Source organism: Micromonospora sediminicola (assembly GCF_900089585.1).
Lineage (GTDB): Bacteria > Actinomycetota > Actinomycetes > Mycobacteriales > Micromonosporaceae > Micromonospora > Micromonospora sediminicola.
Genome location: NZ_FLRH01000003.1, coordinates 424,427 through 441,863 on the forward strand (window position 1 = coordinate 424,427; position 17,437 = coordinate 441,863).

Annotated in this window: 14 protein-coding genes; 6 read left to right on the forward strand and 8 right to left on the reverse strand. The window is 72.6% G+C overall.

All coding sequences use genetic code 11. The features are described from left to right. The first annotated feature begins 118 nt into the window (after positions 1-118). Positions 119-1,675, forward strand: coding sequence for a glycosyltransferase family 87 protein (locus GA0070622_RS02470; RefSeq protein ID WP_091567763.1), 1,557 nt, complete (start codon positions 119-121; stop codon positions 1,673-1,675). Positions 1,676-1,691: 16 nt separating this feature from the next. Here the strand turns inward: GA0070622_RS02470 and GA0070622_RS02475 are convergent, their stop codons facing one another. After that, entirely contained in the window at positions 1,692-3,668 is a 1,977-nt protein-coding gene (locus tag GA0070622_RS02475) for an ABC transporter permease (protein WP_091567766.1), read from the reverse strand. Beyond that, on the reverse strand, positions 3,665-4,447 hold the full coding sequence (locus GA0070622_RS02480) for a deoxyribonuclease IV (RefSeq protein ID WP_091567770.1): 783 nt from the start codon (positions 4,445-4,447) through the stop codon (positions 3,665-3,667). The genes GA0070622_RS02475 and GA0070622_RS02480 overlap by 4 nt, the downstream gene beginning before the upstream one ends. Before the next feature lie 627 nt (positions 4,448-5,074). On the opposite strand from GA0070622_RS02480, the gene rpsF reads away from it, so the two are divergent. The 4 genes from rpsF (at position 5,075) to rplI (ending at position 6,718) form a co-directional block, all read left to right on the forward strand. Continuing rightward, on the forward strand, positions 5,075-5,365 hold the full coding sequence (gene rpsF, locus GA0070622_RS02485; protein ID WP_046563719.1) for a 30S ribosomal protein S6: 291 nt from the start codon (positions 5,075-5,077) through the stop codon (positions 5,363-5,365). An 80-nt stretch (positions 5,366-5,445) separates the two neighbouring features. Beyond that, positions 5,446-5,976: a single-stranded DNA-binding protein gene (locus GA0070622_RS02490; RefSeq protein ID WP_172967885.1), complete on the forward strand. Its 531-nt coding sequence runs from the start codon at positions 5,446-5,448 to the stop codon at positions 5,974-5,976. A gap of 41 nt (positions 5,977-6,017) precedes the next feature. Next, a complete protein-coding gene (gene rpsR / locus GA0070622_RS02495; RefSeq protein WP_013289355.1) occupies positions 6,018-6,257 on the forward strand; it encodes a 30S ribosomal protein S18 in 240 nt (79 codons plus the stop codon). A gap of 14 nt (positions 6,258-6,271) precedes the next feature. Then, on the forward strand, positions 6,272-6,718 hold the full coding sequence (gene rplI / locus GA0070622_RS02500) for a 50S ribosomal protein L9 (protein WP_091567774.1): 447 nt from the start codon (positions 6,272-6,274) through the stop codon (positions 6,716-6,718). A 78-nt stretch (positions 6,719-6,796) separates the two neighbouring features. On the opposite strand, the gene GA0070622_RS02505 is transcribed toward rplI, so the two are convergent. Continuing rightward, positions 6,797-8,356 carry a hypothetical protein gene (locus tag GA0070622_RS02505; RefSeq protein WP_091567780.1) on the reverse strand — a complete coding sequence of 520 codons (1,560 nt, stop codon included), beginning with the start codon at positions 8,354-8,356 and terminating at the stop codon, positions 6,797-6,799. A 393-nt stretch (positions 8,357-8,749) separates the two neighbouring features. Here GA0070622_RS02505 and dnaB point away from each other — a divergent pair, with 393 nt between their 5' ends. Further along, positions 8,750-11,569: a replicative DNA helicase gene (dnaB, locus tag GA0070622_RS02510; RefSeq protein ID WP_091567786.1), complete on the forward strand. Its 2,820-nt coding sequence runs from the start codon at positions 8,750-8,752 to the stop codon at positions 11,567-11,569. 5 nt (positions 11,570-11,574) lie between these two features. On the opposite strand, the gene GA0070622_RS02515 is transcribed toward dnaB, so the two are convergent. The 5 genes from GA0070622_RS02515 to GA0070622_RS02535 form a co-directional block, all read right to left on the reverse strand. Continuing rightward, positions 11,575-12,255 carry a maleylpyruvate isomerase N-terminal domain-containing protein gene (locus tag GA0070622_RS02515; protein WP_091576779.1) on the reverse strand — a complete coding sequence of 227 codons (681 nt, stop codon included), beginning with the start codon at positions 12,253-12,255 and terminating at the stop codon, positions 11,575-11,577. A 115-nt stretch (positions 12,256-12,370) separates the two neighbouring features. After that, on the reverse strand, positions 12,371-12,763 hold the full coding sequence (locus GA0070622_RS02520; RefSeq protein ID WP_091567789.1) for a TFIIB-type zinc ribbon-containing protein: 393 nt from the start codon (positions 12,761-12,763) through the stop codon (positions 12,371-12,373). Between the two features lie 23 nt (positions 12,764-12,786). Next, on the reverse strand, positions 12,787-13,419 hold the full coding sequence (locus GA0070622_RS02525) for a phosphoribosyltransferase (RefSeq protein ID WP_091567798.1): 633 nt from the start codon (positions 13,417-13,419) through the stop codon (positions 12,787-12,789). Beyond that, entirely contained in the window at positions 13,416-14,771 is a 1,356-nt protein-coding gene (locus GA0070622_RS02530; protein WP_091576781.1) for a glycosyltransferase 87 family protein, read from the reverse strand. The genes GA0070622_RS02525 and GA0070622_RS02530 overlap by 4 nt, the downstream gene beginning before the upstream one ends. A 40-nt stretch (positions 14,772-14,811) precedes the next feature. Continuing rightward, positions 14,812-17,349 carry a putative bifunctional diguanylate cyclase/phosphodiesterase gene (locus GA0070622_RS02535; RefSeq protein ID WP_091567805.1) on the reverse strand — a complete coding sequence of 846 codons (2,538 nt, stop codon included), beginning with the start codon at positions 17,347-17,349 and terminating at the stop codon, positions 14,812-14,814. Positions 17,350-17,437 lie beyond the last annotated feature (88 nt).

A 17,437-nucleotide genomic window follows, 5' to 3' on the forward strand; every position in this document is an offset into this window, starting at 1 on the left:
CGTACGACCTGACGGCGGCGGCCGGACCCCAGCGGTCCGGCCGCCGCCGTTTCGCGGACCGGAATTTCTCCGCGCGCGACGGGACGGCGACCCCCGGCGTACGGCAGGATGCCTCTCCATGAGCACCCAGTCGCCCGCAGGCATCGACGAGCCCGGCGAGTCCGGGGCCGTGCCACGACCCGCAACGGCCGTGGACCACCCGTCCCGGTCGGACTGGTTCGTCCGGGGCACGTCCGGTCTGATCGGTGGGCCGCTGGGTGACCACGCCGCCGTGCTGGACCGGCCCGCCGGCCGGGAGGGTCGGTTCTGGACCGCCGCGCGGATCGTGCTGGCGCTGGTCTGCCTGACGCTCGCCCTGCACTGGGTGCAGAAGTCGCCGTGCCAGGACGGCGCCTGGCAGAACAACGTCCAGTACACCCGGATGTGCTACACCGACGTGCTGGCGCTCTACTACGCCGAGGGGCTCAACGAGGGCAAGGTGCCCTACGCCGACCACCCGGTGGAATATCCGGTGCTGACCGGCTACTTCATGGGGGCGATCGGCCTGCCGGTGCACGCCGTCGGCGTCGACAACCCGGGCATGAACCAGGGGCAGTGGTTCTACAACCTGACCGCGCTGGTGCTCGGCGCGCTCGCCGTCGCCACCGTCGCGGTCATCCTCAACCTGCGTCGGCGACGACCCTGGGACGCGGCGCTGTTCGCGCTCTCCCCGGCCCTGGTGCTCACCGCCACCGTCAACTGGGACCTGCTCGCCGTCGGCCTGGCCGCGTTCGGGCTGCTGGCCTGGGCGCGCACCCGACCCGACCGGTACGGCATGCTGCTGCCCGGGGTGGCCGGGGTGCTGATGGGGCTCGGCGGCGCGGCGAAGATGTGGCCGCTGTTCCTCCTCGGGCCGATCCTCGTCCTCTGCGCGCGGGCCGGCCGGCTGCTGGCCGGGCTCGTCGCGACCGGCTCCGCGCTGGTCGCGCTGGTCGCGGTGAACCTGCCGGTGGCCATCCCCTACCGGGAGAATTGGGAACGCTTCTTCGACCTCAACACCACCCGCCCCATCGACTGGGGCACGCTCTGGTACATCGGCCGCTACCTCGACGGCCGGATCAGCCCCTCCGCGCCCGGCGAACTCGGGCCGTTCGAGTGGCTCAACGCGAACATCTCCACCCTCAACTGGGTGTCGTACCTGCTGTTCGGGGCGGCCTGCCTCGGCGTCGCCGCGCTGGCGCTGCTCGCCCCGCGCCGGCCCCGGCTGGCGCAGCTCGCCTTCCTGGTGGTCGCCGTGTTCCTCATCTTCAGCAAGGTCTGGTCGCAGCAGTTCGTGCTCTGGCTGCTGCCGCTCGCGGTGCTCGCCCGGCCCCGCTGGGGCGCGTTCCTGGCCTGGCAGTTCGCCGAGGTCTGCTACTTCGCCGCGTTCTACGGCGAACTGCTCGGCACCGCCACGTCCCGGCCGGTCTTCCCCGAGGGCGTCTTCGTGCTGGCGTCCAGCCTGCGCCTGATCACCGTGGCGGTGCTCTGCGGCTTCGTGATCCGGGACATCCTGCGGCCCGAGCGGGACGCGGTCCGCCAGACCTACGCCGACGACCCGGACGGCGGGCTGCTCGACGGCGCGCCCGACGCGCCCTGGCACCAACGCTGGCGCTCGGGCGCGGTCGACCGCCCCGTCGAACCCGTCCCCGTCTGAGCGGAGCCGGCCGGCGCTACAGCCGGTAGACCACCGCCCCGGCGACCTGCTCCCGACTCACGCCCAGCCCCTCGACCGGCCGGTCGAGCATCCCCTCCCACGGGGTGCCGCCGAGCCGCTCGGGGAGCACCACCACGGTCTTCACCCCGACCCGCCGCAGGTAGTCGATGCTGGCGAAGTCGGGGAAGCTGACCGTGGCCTCGCGGATCTGGGTCTGCGAGTTCGGGGTGAAACCACTGCCGCCGTTGACCATCGGTTGGAACCGGTCGGTCGACCAGAGCATCACCGGCTGGTCCAGGTTCTGGCTGCTCGGCAGCACCAGCATCGGGCCGTCGACGACCCGCATCACCGCCGGCTGCTGCGGCACCACCGGGTGCGGGGTGACGTTCAGCCCCTCCGCCAGCACCAGCAGCAGCGGCACCAGCGTGGCCAGCCGCAGCCACGGGCCGGGCCACGGCGGGACCCGCTCGGCGGCCAACTCGCGCACCCGCATGCAGAACGCGGTGACCGCGCCGGCCGCGAGCAGACCGAGGAGCAGGGTGGTCCACAGCATCATCCGGCCCGGCGTGCGCAGCCCGTTCCACCCCGGCAGGTAGTCGAAGAGCGGCACGTAGGTGAACCGGCCGCCGAGGAACCGGGTGCCCATGCCCAGCGCCATCGTCACCAGCACCCCGGCGAGCAGGAACAGCCGGTGCCGGACCCGCCAGACCGAGAAGAACAGCCCACCGGCGGCCAGCGCGTAGAGCACGAAGCCGGGCAGCAGCGTCATCTCCGGGCTCCAGGGCAGCACGGCCCGGGCCCCCTCGTGCAGCTCGCCCCAGACCCGGGACTCGGCCGGCGCGGTGAAGAACCCGCTGGCCGGCGGCGAGTAGAGCTGGATCTCGGCGAGCGTGCGCGCCGCGTTCGGGTGCAGCTCGGCGACCTTGAAGAACGGGATCGCCAGCAACCCGCCCACCACCGCGAAGACCAGCCCGCCGAACAGGTCGGCCAGGAACAGCCGCCGACCGAACGGACGCTTCACCCGGCGCCGCCGGACGAACCACAGCACCGCCGCGACCAGCACGACACCGGCCAGCAGGTAGGCGAACGGCAACCCGATGCCGAAGCCCAGGCTGAGCTGCCAGGCGGCCACCAGCCAGCCGGCGAACGCCCACCCCGCGTGCCGGCGACGCGGCCGGTAGCCGTACCGCAGCGACCAGCCGTGCCCCCGGGCCAACATGGCCAGCGCCAGCGGGATGCCGCCGTTGGAGATGATGTGCAGGTGGCCCGCCTGGGCCAGCAGCCACGGCGCGTACGCGAAGCCCGCCCCGGCCACCGCGCCGCCGATCCGGCCCGCGCCGAGCTGCCGCGCCAACGCGTACGCCCCGAACGCGGCGAGCGCGTGCGCCAGCACGAACATGATGTTGTAGCGGAGCACGGCGTGCTCCGGGCCGACCCCGATCAGGCCCGCCGGGGCGTAGCCGAGCAGGGTGTCGGAGAACGCGAAGCTCCAGTTCTCCGGGAAGAACGCGTTGGAGTGCCACAGCATCGCCGGGTCGGTGCGCAGAATGTGCCCGGACCACGCCATCTGCCACGCCTGCAGGCTCGGGTCCCAGTAGTCCTGCGGCAGCGTGTAGCGCGGGTAGCGCAGCGTGGGCCAGGTCATCGCCACGGCCAACGCCAGCGCGGCGACGGCGGCGAGCGTCCACTCGTGCACCAGGAACCGACCCACCGCGCGGGTGGCGCGGCGCACCCGGCCGAACACCGGCTCGGGCGCCGGCCCGAACGCCGAGAAGGGATCGGCCGGCTTGTCGTCACGGTCCCCGTCCTCGGCGTCGTCGGTGCCCGGGGCGTGGTCGCCGGTGCCGTCGGCCTTGGCGGTGGCGTCGTCGGTGGCACCGGCCTCGTGCGGCGCGTCGGCGGTCGCAGGCGGCTTCTCCGCCTCGGTCTCCTCCGGCGCCGGTCGCGGGTCGGCGTCGGACCGGCCGGTGGCGCCGGACTGCTCGGTGGTCATGCCGTGGCACCCAGCTGGCCGCGCAGGAACGCGATGTCGGCCGCCTGCCCGTCGACACCGCCGGGCGTCTCCACGATGACCGGTGCGCCGGCGGCCCGGATCACCGCCACCAGCAGCTCCGGGTCGATGGTGCCGCCGGTCAGGTTGTCGTGCCGGTCCTGGCCCGAGTTGAAGGCGCCCTTGGAGTTGTTGGCGTGGATCAGGTCGATCCGGCCGGTGATCGCCTTGACCCGGTCGACCAGGCCCAGCAGCTCCTCGCCGCCGGCGTACGCGTGGCAGGTGTCGAGGCAGAAACCGACCTCGTGGTCGCCGAGCGCGTCCCAGAGGCGGGCCAGCGCGTCCAGGTGCCGGGCGCAGGCGTTGTCCCCGCCGGCGGTGTTCTCGATCAGCACCGGGAGCGGGAAGCCGCCGGAGTCCGCCGCGTACGCGAAGGTCTTGCGCCAGTTGTCGAAGCCGACCGCCAGGTCGTCACCGGCGTTGACGTGGCCGCCGTGCACGATCAGCCCTCTGGCCCCGACCGCCGCCGCGGCGGTGGCGTGACCGAGGAGCAGCTTGCGGCTCGGGATGCGGATCCGGTTGTTGAGCGTGGCCACGTTGATCACATACGGCGCGTGGACGTAGAGGTCGACGTCGGCGGAGCGGAGGCGTTCGGCGTCCTCCCGGGGCTTCGGGGCCTTCCAGCCCTGCGGGTCGGCGAGGAAGAACTGCACCGCCTCGGCGTCCCGGGCGGCCGCCTCGGCCAGCGGGTCGGTCGGATCGACGTGGGCTCCGATTCGCATGCAGGGCAGCCTACGTCTCGCCTGCGACGCGCGGTACGCACGCGCGCGGGGGGTTCCGGCGGGCCGACGCGTCACCACCCGCCCCGGCGGTCGTTGTCCGAGGTGGGATCGATGGTCGACGCTCCGCCGGACGTGGTCCACAGCACGGACGGACGAGCGGAGACCCCCGGTAACGGGACGCCCCGCCGTGCGGCCCGGCACGACGGGGCGGGATCCGCCGGTACGCCGGCACCACCCGGAGCCAGATGGACGAATTCCTCCATTTACCCCAAGTGGTGACGAGAGCCGCTGTATGGTCAGACCAGGTGACAACACGATAAAGCTCCGCGGGGCGTCCTCGATCCAACCTCATCGGTGTGGTCGTTCCTCCCCAGGTCCCACCCAAGGAATGCGGACGGGACGCCCCGCGGCCCCGTGGACAGGGGTCCACCGCACGGCGCGCGACGCCGACGGTGGGCCCCTGTCACCGCGTCCGGGCCACCGGCCCGGGCATGATCGTCCGGACCGGCTATCCTGGTCCGGTTGTCCGCGTCCGGCCGGGTTCCCCCGGCACCGGGCGGGCAGCGACGCACGACCTCCTGCCACGGAAGGACCGTGGCCGCTTAGCCCACAGGAGGTGAGCACGTCTTGCGTCATTACGAAGTCATGGTGATCCTCGACCCCAGCCTCGAGGAGCGCACCGTCGCCCCGTCGCTCGACACGTACCTGAACGTGATCCGGACCGCGGGTGGCTCGGTGGAGAAGACCGACGTGTGGGGCCGCCGGCGCCTCGCGTACGAGATCAACAAGAAGGCCGAGGGCATCTACGCCGTCATCGACCTCCAGGCGTCGCCGGAGGCCGTGGCCGAGCTGGACCGTCAGCTCCGACTCAACGAGTCGGTGCTGCGCACCAAGGTCATCCGCCCGGAGATGCGCTGAGCATCTAGACCCGGCACGTCCGGATCAAGCCTCATCCGCGATGTCGGAGGGCTCTGAGAGCCTGTACGGCACAACGATGAGTGCGCGAGGAGATGGTCATGGCAGGAGACACCACCATCACGGTCATCGGCAACCTGACCGATGACCCCGAGTTGCGGTTCACCCCCTCCGGCGCGGCGGTCGCCAAGTTCCGGGTCGCTTCGACGCCCCGGTTCATGGACAAGGCGTCCGGCGAGTGGAAGGACGGCGAGCCGCTGTTCCTCTCGTGCACGGTCTGGCGCCAGGCCGCCGAGAACGTCGCCGAGTCGCTGCAGCGCGGCGCCCGGGTGATCGTGTCCGGCCGGCTTCGTCAGCGGTCGTACGAGACCCGCGAGGGTGAGAAGCGCACCGTCATCGAGCTGGAGGTCGACGAGATCGGCCCGTCCCTGCGCTACGCCACGGCGAAGGTGCAGAAGATGTCCCGCTCGGGTGGCGGTGGCGGCGGCTTCGGTGGTGGTGGCGGCCAGGGTGGCGGCGGAGGCAACTTCGACGACCCCTGGGCCTCGGCTGCCCCGGCCCCCTCCCGCGGTGGTTCGGGCGGCGGAAACTTCGACGAGGAGCCCCCGTTCTGATGGCGCCGAGCGCCCGCGATCGCAAACCAGGAGCAAGAGCAATGGCGAAGGCTGCGGCACTGCGCAAGCCGAAGAAGAAGGTGAACCCGCTCGACAAGGACGGGATCACCTACATCGATTACAAGGACACCGCGCTGCTGCGCAAGTTCATCTCCGACCGCGGCAAGATCCGCGCTCGACGGGTGACCGGCGTGACCTCGCAGCAGCAGCGGCAGATCGCCCGTGCGGTCAAGAACGCCCGCGAGATGGCGCTCCTGCCGTACACGGCCACGACCCGCTGAGAGGAGGCACGGACATGAAGATCATCCTGACTCAGGAGGTGTCCGGCCTCGGCTCTCCGGGCGACATCGTCGAGGTGAAGGACGGCTACGGCCGTAACTACCTGCTGCCGCAGGGCTTCGCGATCGCCTGGACCAAGGGTGCCGAGAAGCAGGTCACGGTCATCAAGCGGGCCCGCTCGGCCCGCGAGGTCCGCGACCTCGGCCACGCCAACGAGATCAAGGGCCAGCTCGAGGGCCTGAAGGTCAACCTCAAGGCCCGCGCCGGCGACGGCGGGCGGCTCTTCGGCTCGGTCACCCCGGCCGAGATCGTCGAGGCCGTCAAGGCCGCCGGCGGTCCGACCCTGGACCGTCGCCGGCTGGAGACGCCCGGCCACATCAAGTCGCTCGGCGCCTACCCGGTCAGCATCCGGCTGCACCCCGAGGTGACCGCCAAGTTCGACCTGAACGTGGTCAAGGGCTGACGCCACCAGCACGACGCGAGGGCCCGCACCGGACACCGGTGCGGGCCCTTCCGCATCCCACCGCGCCCCGCGCCGACGTCAACCGATCGGCTGGCCGGTCACCGCGCTGATCACCACCGTGGACAGCCCGCCACCCACCACAGCAGCCGCCAACGCCACCGTCGCCGACCGCCAGGTCGTGCCGACCTGTCGCAACAGCACCGCCACCACGAGGCTGCTCACCATCGCCAGCCCGAACCGCGGCGCCGCCGCCAACAACGACGCGAGCGCATGCGCCCGCGGCGAGTCGCAACCCCCGCCGGTGAGGTCGGTGACACAACCCGCCGGAGCCTGCCCGTTCAGGAACACCAGACCCAGGAAGAGCAGCACCGCCGGCACCAGATAGCAGGCGGCCGTGTAGACCAGCGGCCGCAACGGGCCACCCGGATCCGGGTCCAGCAGGTCGTCCTCCAGCCGCCGGCTCCACGAGCCGCCGCCGATCGTCTCCACCCGCTGCCGCAGCGCCGACCCGCCCGACCGCACCGGCTCCACCGGCCGCCGGCGCGGCGCGGCACGCGGACGCGGAGCCGTGTACGCCACCATCGGCGACCGCGGCGCCGACGGAGGTGTCTCCATCCAGCGCGGATCGTCACCCGCCAGCCGGGTACCCGACCAGAACTCCTCGGCCCGCTGTGGAGACGCCCAGCCCTCCCGGACCGGCGGCGCCGTCCGATCCCAGGGATCGACGTCCGCATAGCGGTCGCCGCCGTCGCGTACCCGCTCCAGATAGCCCGTGTCGGTGAACCGGTCCCACTCACCCGTGTGCTCCGTGCGGTCCCACCGGCTCTCCGACTGGTCCCACCTGCTCCCGGTGGCCGCCCGACCCCACGCGTGCACACCCGACGCGTCCCACGGATCCACCGCCGGCGGTTCCGCCGGACCAGGCTCCCCCGCCCGGCCCCGCTCCCACGGGTCGACCGCGGGCCGCTGCCACGACGGCTCCACCGCCGCGGGCCGAGACCACGACGGCTCCGCCGCCGCCGGCGGTGACCAGGACGAGTCGCTGCTTGCCCGCCGGCTCCGCCGGGTCGGCCGTTCCGCCTCCCACCCACCGGAGTCACCGACCGGGCCGGCCTCATCCGCCAGCCCCGACCAGGTCACCTCCGGCTTGCGGCTCGCCGCACGACGGGGACGCGCCCGCGGCGCCACCCCCGACACCGGCCCGTCCTCGGCCCCCTCGGCGCGCCGGCTCCCGACGTACCCCTGCTCCTGCGGGGCGTCCATCGTCCACTCGGCGGTGTGGTCCGACACCGGGCCCGCGCCGATCGCCCGCAGCTCACGCCGGCCGTCGTCCCGACGCCGGCCGGCCTCCGGCCGCCGGTCACCGACGGAGTAGGGCTCGACCTCGTCGTCGTCCGGCGCGGCATGCCGCCCGCCACCGTCCGCCCGACTGATCCCCGACTCCACCGCCCACCGCGGGAGGTAGGCGTCCACCGGCTCGTCCTGGCCACGCTCGATCGCCCGCCGCCGGCTCTGGGTGCGGGAACGTTCCGACGCGTACGGCTCGACACCGCGCGGACCGGCGGGATTGTCCCAGGAACCGCTCGGCCGGCGCTCGCGCGGGCTGTCCTCCCCGCTTCCCCAGTCCCGGTGTCTCACGGCCGGAGCGTGACCCTTCTCAACCCGAAAGTGCAACCCGCTGTCCAGGTGTAGCCGTTCGCAGCGATAGTACGGGACGATCGGCGGCAAGGCTCGACCCGAAATCTTCCGTCCACAGGGTGGGGATGGGAAAAGCCCAGGTCAGGAGCGATAGGCCCGGAATTCCCCGTCACTTTTCCACACCCCTGTGCACACCCTGCGCACATGTCGCCCCCCGTGCGTCCACAGGTTGTCCCGAGGCTCGTCCACCGGCCCTGTTGGTGGCTGACCTCGGGTTCCGTATCGTGGCCACCGACCGCCGGACGATGCCCCCCGATCGACCGGAGGGTCGGCGGAAGTTGTCGTACCCAGGCGATAGAGCTGGACTCGACCCGACGCAACAAGGGGGGACCCGTGTCGGTCACCGACGAGACACGGGCGGAACGGGCCGGGGGGCCACCGTCCGAACAACCGCCACGCGAGGCGCCGTTCGAGAAGACGCCGCCCCAGGACGTGGCCGCGGAGCAGTGCGTCCTCGGCGGCATGCTGCTCTCCAAGGACGCCATCGCGGACGTCGTCGAGATCCTCAAGACCAACGACTTCTACCGCCCGGTGCACGCCACCATCTTCGACGCCATCCTCGACATCTACGGTCGGGGCGAACCCGCCGACCCGATCACGGTGGCGGCGGCGCTCGCCGACTCCGGCGACCTCGCCCGCATCGGCGGCGCGCCCTACCTGCACACGCTGATCGCCAGCGTGCCCACCGCCGCGAACGCCGCCTACTACGCCCGCATCGTCGGCGAGCGGGCCGTGCTCCGCCGCCTGGTCGAGGCCGGCACCCGGATCGTGCAGCTCGGCTACGGCACCGGCCAGGGCGGCAGCCGGGACGTGGACGACGTCGTCGACCTCGCCCAGCAGGCCGTCTACGAGGTCACCGAGAAGCGGGTCAGCGAGGACTTCGCGGTCCTGGCCGACATGCTCCAGCCGACCCTGGACGAGATCGAGGCGGTCGGCGCCCAGGGCGGGGTGATGACCGGCGTGCCGACCGGCTTCACCGACCTCGACCGTCTGCTCAACGGCCTGCACGCCGGTCAATTGATCATCGTGGCAGGCCGACCTGGTCTCGGAAAGGCTCTCGCACTCGACACTCCTCTCCCCACGCCGCAGGGGTGGACGACCATGGGTGAAGTGCGTGTCGGCGACCAACTCCTCGCGGCCGACGGCACCCCGACGACCGTCACCAACGCCTTCGACGTGATGCACGACCGACCGTGTTACGAGGTCGAGTTCTCCGACGGCTCCGTCATCGTGGCTGACGCCGAGCACCTCTGGAAGACGACGACCCGGGCCAGCCGACGCCAACCTGAGTCGCGTCAGCGGCGCTACTGGTCCGAGACGGCCTTGGCGAAGCTGCGGGCCGTCGAGAGGACTGTGTCCGTCGAACCCCAGCGCCTGGTCACCCTCGCGGAAACCCTTGAACACGTCGGTCCCGAATTCCGGAACGTGCTGCACACAGTGGCGCAGCAGGTCGGCGCGAACGGCCGGATCTCCCGACCGGTCACCCGTGCCGGTAAGGCACGCAACTGGACGGCACCCGGCTATCCGGCCGGAGCGTTGGTCACAGGGCTTCGCGAACGGGCCGAACGACAGGTCAACGCCGGGTCCCGCACCGTGCACGACGGGGTGGTGACGACCGCGCAGATCGCCGCAACGCTGCGCACCGACACGGCGGACCGTCGCCTCAACCACGCCGTGGACAACTGCGCGCCGCTCCAGCTTCCGGAGCGTGAGCTGCCGGTTCCGCCGTACACCCTCGGGGTGTGGCTCGGTGACGGCAGCACCGGGGCAAGCCGCTTCACCACGGCGGACGCCGAGATGGTCGACCTCGTCGCCCGGGACGGCTTCGTGGTGCGACCCAGCGGGCCGCTGGTCTTCACCGTCCTCCTGCCCACGCGGCCGAGGGCGCTGGACCGCACCTGCGTCGACTGCGGCGGCTCCAGCCGAGCGTTGCGGGAGAACCCGGAAGTACGCCGCTGCGCCGAGTGTCATGAGCGTGGTGGCTCGTTCGTCGCCCTTCTCCGCCGGGCCGGGGTGGCCCACAGCAAGCACATCCCGCAGGAATATCTCCGCGCCTCCGAGGCCCAACGGCGGGCGCTCCTCGCGGGACTGATGGACACCGACGGCACGGTGGCCCCCACCGGGAACCTCCAGTACACGTCCACCTCGAAGCGGCTGATCGCCGGTGTCCGGGAACTCGTGGTAAGCCTGGGTTACCGCTGCACGATGACCGAGCGGAAGGTGCGTGGGCGCACGGAGGACTCGTCCATCGCGTACACGCTGAACTTCTCCACCCCGGAACCGGTCTTCCGCCTGGAGAGGAAACGGGAGGCCCATCAGGCCCGGCGGCGGACGTCGTCGGACGTACGCTCGGGCTCCCGTTTCATCGTGGATGTCCGACCGGTGGCCAGCGTCCCGGTGCGTTGCGTGACCGTCGACAACGACGATCACCTCTACCTGGCGGGCCGGTCGATGATCCCGACCCACAACAGCACCGCGAGCATGGACTTCGCGCGGAACGCCGCCATTCGCGCCAACCAGGCGTCGGCCATCTTCTCGCTGGAGATGAGCAAGGTCGAGATCGTCATGCGACTCCTCTCGGCCGAGGCGCGCGTACCGCTGCACGTGCTGCGCAGCGGGCAGCTCTCCGACGACGACTGGACCAAGCTGGCACGCTGCATGGGCGAGATCAGCGAGGCGCCGCTCTTCGTCGACGACACCCCGAGCATGAACCTGATGGAGATCCGGGCGAAGGCGCGGCGGCTCAAGCAGCGGCACGACCTCAAGCTGATCGTGGTCGACTATCTCCAGCTGATGACGTCACCGAAGCGCACCGAGAGCCGGCAGCAGGAGGTCGCGGACCTGTCCCGTGGCCTGAAGCTGCTGGCCAAGGAGGTCGAGTGCCCGGTGATCGCGGTGAGCCAGCTGAACCGTGGCCCGGAGCAGCGTACGGACAAGCGACCGCAACTGTCTGATTTGCGCGAATCCGGCTCTATTGAGCAGGATGCTGACGTTGTAATCCTTTTGCACCGTGATGACTATTATGACAAGGAGTCACCCCGCGCTGGGGAGGCGGACTTCATCATCGCCAAGCACAGAAATGGGCCGACGGACACCGTCACCGTCGCGGCGCAGCTGCACCTGTCGCGGTTCGTGGACATGGCCATCGTTTGACGGCGTCAGCCCATCAGCGGGAACCACCCCGCGGCCTCGCCCAGCTCCACCCGGTCCCGGTCGGTCAGCGGCAACCGCCCGGTGGCCTTCAGCAGATACTCGTGGTCGTCCCACCCGGCCGGCCGCACCGCCTCGTCACTGAGCAGGCCGTCCATCGTGGTCACCGCGACCCGGGTCGGGTCCGCCGCCGGCAGCGGCGCGTCGGGCAGGTCCACCACCAGGTCCAGGTGGTGGACGACCGCCTCGGTGGTCAGGGTCGCGAGCAGATCGGGTACGCGCAGCACGTGGCCCTGCGTGCTCACGTACCCGTCGGGGTCGGCGGTCGCGGCCGCGCGGACGGCCGCGGGGGCGGTGTCGGTCCAGATCCGCACGATGCCGGTGGGCCGGTCGAAGGCGGCGGCCGAGCGCCGGGCCCACCAGGCGTGTGCCGCGCCCGCCCCGTCGTCGTCGGGGGTGAACGCCCGCCAGTAGCTGACGTCGTCCACGTCGGCCGGGCCGGACGCCGGGCTGGCCAGGGCGACGAGTGCGCGCTGGGCGTCGCAGAGCACGTGGAAGAGCAGGTCGGCGACGAGCCAGCCACGGCACCGGGTGGGCCGTTGCAGGCCGGCGTCGTCAAGTGGGGCGACGACCGTGGTGATGCCGTCGTAGGCCTGGGCCAGCGTCTCGTGCGGCCGGATCGGGCTCATGCCGAGCAGCCTGCCACGGCGCGGGACGGTCGGCACGGCGGCGAGGCGTCGGGCGGGGGCTCTCCAGGCCGTGGAGACGACCGGAAGGACCCCCGCCGACAGGAACGGCGAGCGGTCAGTCGAACAGTTCGCCGAGGAAGCCGTGCTTCTTCTTGCGCCGGTAGTGACCGTGGTAGCCGTAGTGCTGCTGCTGACCGTGGCCGTACGCGGGCTGCGGGTACCCGTGGCCGGGCGGGGGCGGCGGCGGGGGCGGGGGGACGGCGCCGTAGCCGGGCTGGTGCGGCGCGGCGGCCGGCGGGGGTGGCGGCGGCGGGTAGCCGGCGCCGGCGGGTGCGGCCTGCGGGGCGCCGCCCTGCTGACGGTTCCAGTTGGCCTCGGCCTCGAACAGCTTCTCGAGCTCGCCGCGGTCGAGGAAGATTCCGCGGCATTCGCCGCACTGGTCGATGACTACTCCGCTGCGCTCGTACTGGCGCATCTCTCCGTGGCATTTGGGACAAGTGAGCTGCATGACATCGACGGTACCGGGTGATTTCACGCGGTGGCGGTCAGCGCCTGCGTCACCTCGTCGTCGGAGACCTCGTGGAAGTCGTCGTAGTAGGCGCCGACGGCGGCGAAGTCCGGCGGGAGTTGGCAGCTCACGACCGTGTCGGCGGTGTCGGTGAGCATCTCGTACGCCTGCTCGGAGCCGACCGGGACGGCGACGAGCACGCGGGTGGCGCCGAGGTGGCGGGCGACCTGGACGGCGGCGCGGGCGGTGGCGCCGGTGGCGAGCCCGTCGTCGACGACGACCGCGGTGCGTCCGGTCAGGTCCAGGGGTGGGCGGCCGGCGCGGTAGCGCTGCTCGCGGCGCTCCAGTTCGGCCTGTTCGCGGCGGCGGACCTGGGCCCGGTCGTTCTCGCTGATCCGGCCGGCGACCATGTCGTTGAGGACCTGCACGCCGCCGGGGCCGAGTGCGCCGTACGCGACCTCGGGTGCCCAGGGCACGCCGAGCTTGCGGACGACCAGCACGTCGAGGGGGGCGCCCAGTCGGTCGGCGATCACCCGGGCGACGGGTACGCCGCCGCGTACCAGGCCGAGGACGATGACGTCGGGTCGGCCGGCGAGGTCGGTGAGTCGTTCGGCGAGGTCGCGTCCCGCCTCGGCCCGGTCGCGGTAGGTGGTCATCCCTCAGGTGTACGCCCTCCGGCCGCGTCGCGGCGGGCGGTTGCCGGGAATGGCGGGGCGCCGACGTCCCGGTTCGGGCGTTCGGTGAGCGTCAGCGCCGGGGCAAGGACGAGCAGGGCGACCGGGTAGAGCAGGTAGCCGAAGCGGGTGGAGGGCATCAGGAGGATCGCGGCGAGCAGCCCGTACCCGCAGATGGCAGCGGTGGCGGCGGCGGTGCGCGGCGGTCGGCGCAGCAGCCGGACGGCGATCGCCAGGCCGACCGCGACGAGCAGCGCGGCGGCGACGGCGCGGCCGGCGGGCAGCGTCTCGGCGATCAGGTGGCCGGGGAACGGGGACTGGGCGGGGCTGGTCACCAGGCCGTGGCCGAGGGGGAAGCGCAGCACGTTCTCGACCAGGGCGTCGCGGTCGACGAGGAGGACCGGCACCAGGGCGAGGACGGGGAGGCCGAGGGCGCCGAGGGCGGTGCGGCCGGCGGCGCGGCGGGTGGCGGCCCAGCAGACCAGCACGATCGCCACCGGCCAGGCGAAGAGTTTCAGGGCGCCGGCGGCGCCGACCGCGAGGCCGGCGCGGCCGGGTCGGTCGGCGGCGGCGAGGGCGAGGGCGAGCAGGCAGAGCGCGAGTACGGGGAGGTCGTCGCCGCCGGTGGCGAGGGTGAGCGCGCAGACGGGCAGCACGGTGGCGGCCTGGACGGCGCGCAGCACGGCGGCGGTGCGGCGGGACGTGGTCGGGCCGCCGGTGGTGCGCAGCGTGGTGACCAGGGCGGCGAGGACGAGCGCGGTGACCACGGCGAACCAGACGCGGGCGTCGGTCCACCAGGCGTCGACGGCGGCGCGGGGCAGCCCGAACAGCGCCATGCCGGGCTGGTAGGGGGTGTAGCCGAGGAGCTGTTCGCCCGGCGGCAGGGCGGCGATCGCGTCGGGTCCGAGGTAGGGGGTGCCGTGCTCGGCGAGGCGCGTCCCGGCGTGTTCGACCACGATCACCTCCTCCTGGGCCCGGTCGGTGCGTCCGCCGGCCCGTTGGACGCTCTGCACGACGACGGGCAGCAGGGCGGTGGTGGCCCAGGTGAGTCCGGTGACCGTCCAGCGGGCGGGCAGCCCGGCCACTGTGGTGTCGGGGGCGCGGCGGCGGGCGAGGAGCTGGGTGGTGGCGGCGACCGTGGCGAGGGCGTACCCGACGGTGGCGATCGCGCCCCAGGCGCGGTGCGGCGGCAGGGTGGAGGTGGCGGCGGTGATCGCGGCGAAGATCGTGGCGGCGGCGTAGAGCCCCAGGTCGAGGGCGAGGCCGCCGGCGGCGGTGTCGAGTGCCGACCAGCGGCGGGAGGCGGGGCCGGGCGGGTCGGCGTGGGCGGTCACGCGGGCCAGTCTGGCAGACCGGCGGTGCGGCCCGGCCGGGTCAGGGCTGCCGGGAGTCGGCGGCGGGTGCGGCGGGGCGGGTGCGCGGGCCGCCGGCGCGGCGGCCGGGCAGGCGGATGACGGCGCCGGTGTCGTGCAGGGGCGGCGCGAGCGCGCCGGGTCGGCCGCCGGCGCCACGCTGGAGGGCGGCGAGGAGCGCGCCGGCGGGTAGCGGTCGGGCGAACAGGTGGCCCTGCCCGGCTGCGCAGCCCAACTCCCAGAGCGCGCGGCGTTGCGGTTCGCTCTCCACGCCCTCGGCGACCACGGTGAGGTCGAGGCTGCGCCCCAGGTCGAGGGTGGAGCGGATCACGGCGGCGGCCTCGGGTGCGGTCTCCATGGCGGTGACGAAGCTGCGGTCGATCTTGAGTTCGTGGACCGGGATGCGGGAGAGCAGGGAGAGGGACGAGTAGCCGGTGCCGAAGTCGTCGAGGGCGAGCCGGACGCCGGAGTCGCGGAGCCGGCTGAGCACCCGGTCGACCACGTCGAGCTGGCTGAGGGTGAGGGTCTCGGTGAGTTCCAGCACGAGTCGGTCCGGTGGCAGGTCGTGGGCGCGCAGCCGGGCCAGGACGGCGCCGGGGAAGCGGGCGTCGAGCAGGCTGCGGGGTGAGACGTTGACCGAGACGGGCAGGTCGAAGCCGGCGTCGCGCCAGGTGCCGGCCGCGATCAGCGCCTGGTCGAGGATCGCCTCGGCGAACGCGGGCAGCAGCCCGGAGCGTTCCACCGCTTCGAGGAAGCGCAGCGGGTCGATCAGCCCGTGGGTGGGGTGGTGCCAGCGGGCCAGCGCCTCCGCGCCGGTGACCTCGCCGCTGGCCAGGTCGACGATGGGCTGGAAGTTGACGGTGAACTCGTGGTCGGCGACGGCCCGGGGCAGTTCCCCGCCGAGGGTGAGCCGGCCCAGGTCGGCGGTGTCGCGGGCGGGTGCGTAGGTGGCGATCCGCTGGCCGGCCCGTTTGGCCTGGTACATGGCCACGTCGGCGCGGCGCAGCAGCTCGGCCATCCCGCCGGTGGCGGGGGCGACGGCGATGCCGCCGCTGGCCTCCACGCTGATCCGCATGCCGTCCAGGTCGAGCGGGTCGTGCAGGGCGGAGAGCAGGGCCTCGGCCCGGTGGGCGGCGACGGCCGGGGCGGGCAGGGCGCGCAGCAGCACCGCGAACTCGTCGCCGCCGAGCCGGGCGACCAGGTCGTCGGGTCGGGCCGCGCCGCGCAGCCGTTCGGCGACCTGGATCAGCACCCGGTCGCCGGCGCCGTGCCCGAGGGTGTCGTTGACCTCCTTGAAGTGGTTGAGGTCGATCAGCACCAGGGCGGTGATGCCGTCGGCGTGCCGGGCGGTGAGGTGGGTGGTGCCCTCGTCCAGCAGGTGGCGGCGGTTGGACAGGCCGGTGAGGGCGTCGTGGGTGGCGGCGTGGGCGTGGGCGTCGGCGATGCGGGCGAGTTCGGCGTACGCCTGGGCGTTGCGCACCGCGGTGCAGAGGGCGGAGGCGAAGGTGCGCAGGGTGTACTGCTCGCGTTCGGAGAGTTCCACCGGCCCGGCGAACCGGAGCCGCAGCACGCCGATGTCCACGGTCTGGTCGTGGCCCTCGAGCCTGCTGGCGAGCACCGACCCCTCGACCGCGCTCGGTTCGCCGGCCGGGCCCCGGTACGTGATGGCTCCGCCCACGCCGCGTACCACCCGGCCTTCCTCACGCAGCTCGATCTCGACCTCGTCGGCGGAGAAGAGTTCGGTGGCCTGCGTGACCGCGGTGGTGAGCACCTGGTCGAGGTCGACCACGTTCAACGCGTCGGTCGTGCGGGCCAACCGCTGCCAGGCTTGCCGCTCGGCACGACTGCGCAGGCGGCTGGAGTAGGCGAGGTGCAGGCTCAGGACCAGTGGTGGGACGACGACCAGGAAGGTCGGGTTGATCCGCAGGATGAGCAGGGTGCACAGGACCACCGAGAAGCGGGCGAGAACGCTCGCCAGGCGGAGGTCCACCTGCTCGCGGAAGCGTTTGCGGATCGGGGTTCCGGTCGCGAAGGCGAGAACGGGGAAGGTCAGCAGTTCGTCGAGGACGACGACGGTCAGATAAGCCAGCACCAGGGCGGGCAGTGAGCGGCCGATCGAGCCCGACCAGGGCCATGACCAGCCGGCGAGTACGAGGACCAGCCCTCCGGCGGCGGCCAGCGTCATCTCCTTGGCGACGCCGAAGGCCAGCTTGATCGGGGTCAGCCGACCGATCAGACGGGCGATGGCGACGCCTACGCCGGTGGCGACCACCACCCACGGCACCGGTGCGACCGCGAGCCCGATCACGGAAGCCGCGTCGGTCCACGAAACACCGTGGGTGGTGGCTCGAATGCGGATTCGCACATTCACGGTCGCCGCGACGGCGACGAGGAAGGCGATCGTGATGGCGCGGGTGAGGTTCTTCTGCGTCGCCAGGTCGCCGGTGTCGATTAGCCGGATACTCACCAGGGTGGCGATGCTGGCGGAAAACACGACGAGACCGACAAGCAGCAACAGCCGCCGATCGGTCCCATTGTCGCGTGCATGGACGCGAGTCACGTGTCCGCCTCCACCGTGCTCGTCCGTAGCGGTGCGTGTACCCGTACTGTACGGCCCGCTCAGACGCCCGGGAAGTTCGCTTCACAGC

What these genes read in the sequence shown, in the direction of transcription:
- GA0070622_RS02470 (WP_091567763.1), top strand. Translation starts at nt 119, where the DNA reads ATGAGCACCCAGTCGCCCGCAGGCATCGACGAGCCCGGCGAGTCCGGG.
- rplI (WP_091567774.1), top strand. Translation starts at nt 6,272, where the DNA reads ATGAAGATCATCCTGACTCAGGAGGTGTCCGGCCTCGGCTCTCCGGGC.
- GA0070622_RS02525 (WP_091567798.1), bottom strand. Translation starts at nt 13,419, where the DNA reads ATGACCACCTACCGCGACCGGGCCGAGGCGGGACGCGACCTCGCCGAA.
- GA0070622_RS02515 (WP_091576779.1), bottom strand. Translation starts at nt 12,255, where the DNA reads ATGAGCCCGATCCGGCCGCACGAGACGCTGGCCCAGGCCTACGACGGC.
- GA0070622_RS02520 (WP_091567789.1), bottom strand. Translation starts at nt 12,763, where the DNA reads ATGCAGCTCACTTGTCCCAAATGCCACGGAGAGATGCGCCAGTACGAG.
- GA0070622_RS02480 (WP_091567770.1), bottom strand. Translation starts at nt 4,447, where the DNA reads ATGCGAATCGGAGCCCACGTCGATCCGACCGACCCGCTGGCCGAGGCG.
- GA0070622_RS02475 (WP_091567766.1), bottom strand. Translation starts at nt 3,668, where the DNA reads ATGACCACCGAGCAGTCCGGCGCCACCGGCCGGTCCGACGCCGACCCG.
- rpsR (WP_013289355.1), top strand. Translation starts at nt 6,018, where the DNA reads ATGGCGAAGGCTGCGGCACTGCGCAAGCCGAAGAAGAAGGTGAACCCG.